The organism is Nonomuraea sp. K271 (assembly GCF_009908215.1).
In the GTDB taxonomy this organism is placed as follows: Bacteria; Actinomycetota; Actinomycetes; order Streptosporangiales; family Streptosporangiaceae; genus Nonomuraea; species Nonomuraea longispora.
Genome location: NZ_JAAAHR010000350.1, coordinates 1 through 2,110 on the forward strand (window position 1 = coordinate 1; position 2,110 = coordinate 2,110).

3 protein-coding genes are annotated in these 2,110 nt (G+C 69.1%); 1 reads left to right on the top strand and 2 read right to left on the bottom strand.

From position 1 onward, the window contains the following. Positions 1-427 (bottom strand): nitroreductase family deazaflavin-dependent oxidoreductase (locus tag GUY59_RS46795; protein WP_138208822.1); only part of this gene is annotated, 427 nt, incomplete at its 3' end. A gap of 154 nt (positions 428-581) precedes the next feature. Further along, positions 582-1,343: an SDR family oxidoreductase gene (locus GUY59_RS46800; RefSeq protein ID WP_138208821.1), complete on the bottom strand. Its 762-nt coding sequence runs from the start codon at positions 1,341-1,343 to the stop codon at positions 582-584. Between the two features lie 142 nt (positions 1,344-1,485). On the opposite strand from GUY59_RS46800, the gene GUY59_RS46805 reads away from it, so the two are divergent. Next, positions 1,486-2,110 (top strand): AfsR/SARP family transcriptional regulator (locus GUY59_RS46805; protein WP_138208820.1); only part of this gene is annotated, 625 nt, incomplete at its 3' end.

Sequence of the window (2,110 nt, forward strand, 5' to 3'; positions counted from 1 at the left end):
TGTGCTCTAGGACGACCACGGGGATCTGCCTGCGGCTCCTGGCCTCGTAGGTGTGGTAGACCGGCGCGAGCTCGGTCATCATGCGCCAGAGCCGCTCCCGTTCCGGCCCTTCGGCGGTACGCGCGCGGGCTTTGAAGCGCTCGCCGAGGATCTGCACGCCGACCTCCGGGTTGGCCACGATGTTGAGGTACCACGCGGGATGCGTCTGCGTGACGGCCGAGCCGGACGCGACCAGGATGTAGCGGCCGTCGTCTTCCCCGAAGAACAGCCCCGTGCGCAGCCACCGGCCCGACTTTCTGCCCTTGACGGTGAGGACGAGGTTGGTCATCCCTCCTTCCAGGTAACCGTCACGGCCGTCCGTGGCCAGATAGCGGTGGACATGCTCGGCGACCGAGCGGTCGGGGCTGTCAGCGGCGTCGTCCCACATCACTGGTCTCCCGTCGTGATGCCCTGGGCGAACCCCGCATGGACCGCGAGCTCACGCCCTGATGCCTCGCTGCCGACGGCACTACTCGACGTCATGGATCTGACCTTTCGGTTCTTCGTTCATGGGCGGGGCAGCGGTGGAAGCGGGGCCTGCCTCAGTGCGCGCTGCTGAGGCCCTGGGCGAACCCTCCGTCGACAGGGAACTCGACGTTGGTGGTGAAGGTCGCGTCGGCGGCCAGGAAGAGCGCGGCCGCGGCGACCTCCTCGACGGTGCCGTTGCGCTTGAGCGGGGTGGTCTCGCTGCCCTGCTGTTCGAACTCGCGGCGTTCTTTCTCGGTCAGCCCCGCGACACCCATGGTCGGGGTCTTGATGTAGCCGGGGGCTACGGCGTTGACGCGGATCTTGCGAGGCAGGAACTCGGCCGCGAGGACGTGGGAGATCGCTCGTACCGCCTCTTTGGAGCCGGAGTAGGCGCTCAGGCCGGGGAAGATCAGATCGTTGGCTACGGTGGTGAAGACGATCGCCCCGCCCTCGTTGATCAGCGGCGACAGGCTCTGCACCGTGAAGAAGGCGCCCTTGGCGTTCACGGCGAAGTGCCGGTCCCAGGAGTCCTCGGTGACCTCCTCAAGCGTCTGAACCTCGGCGATGCCGTGGTTGACGAACAGGTAGTCGATCCGGCCGAGCCTGTCCCGCACGGTGTCGGCGAGGGCTCGGATGTCGGCCATGCTCCCCGCGTCGGAGCGTACAACGTGCGCGGAGTGCGGCTTCAGCGCGGTACGCGCATCCTCGATGGTCGTCTCATTGCGGCCCGTGAGGACGACCTCGGCCCCGCCGTGCAAGAGCGCTTCGACGATAGCGCGGCCCATTCCGTGGGTGCCGCCTGTGACGACGGCCTTCTTGCCTGCGAACTTGTTCATCATTGACTCCTAAAGGTGTGTGGTGCGCCGGCTCCGACCGGTGCACCACAGAGAGTGCGGGCCTGGGGTCGCGGTTTTCTGTCGGTCTGCTTGCGGTGCGCTGACACGCCGGCGGACGACCGCGTGGCCGTACGGTGAGTTCATGCGTTTCGGGGTGTTGGGTCCTCTGACCGTCTGGTCGGCGGACGGTGAAGTCGTGGCGGTGCCGGAGTCGAAGGTGCGCTCACTGCTCGCTGCGCTGCTGACGGCTCCGGGGCAGGTGGTCTCCGCTGATCGGCTCGTGGACGAACTGTGGGGAGAGGCGCCGCCGGCGAATCCCACGGGTGCCCTGCAGACCTTGGTGTCGCGGCTGCGGCGGGTGCTTGGCCGTGCCGGGGGCCAGGGCGTGCTGGCGCACCGGGCCCTCGGCTACGTCCTCGACGTGGCGGACGACGCCATGGACGCAGGTCGGTTCACCGCACTCACCACCCGGGCCCGTACCGCCACGGACGCCCGTGAGCGCGCCGAGCTGCTCACCGAGGCGCTGGCGTTGTGGCGAGGCCCCGCCTTCGCCGACTTCGTCGACGAGGAGTTCGCGCGCCCGGCTGTCACGCGCTTGGAGGAGCAGCGCCTGCTGGCCCTGGAGGAACAGGCCGAGGCCCGCCTGGAGCTGGGCGAGCACGGTCTTCTCGCCGGGGAGCTCGGCGACCTGATCCGCCGCCACCCGCTCCGGGAGCGGCTGCGTGCGGCCCATATGCGAGCCCTGTACGGCGCGGGCCGGGCGAGCG

Bases quoted from the DNA above. Each gene is read 5' to 3' on its own strand.
- GUY59_RS46800 (WP_138208821.1), bottom strand. From the start codon at position 1,343: ATGAACAAGTTCGCAGGCAAGAAGGCCGTCGTCACAGGCGGCACCCAC.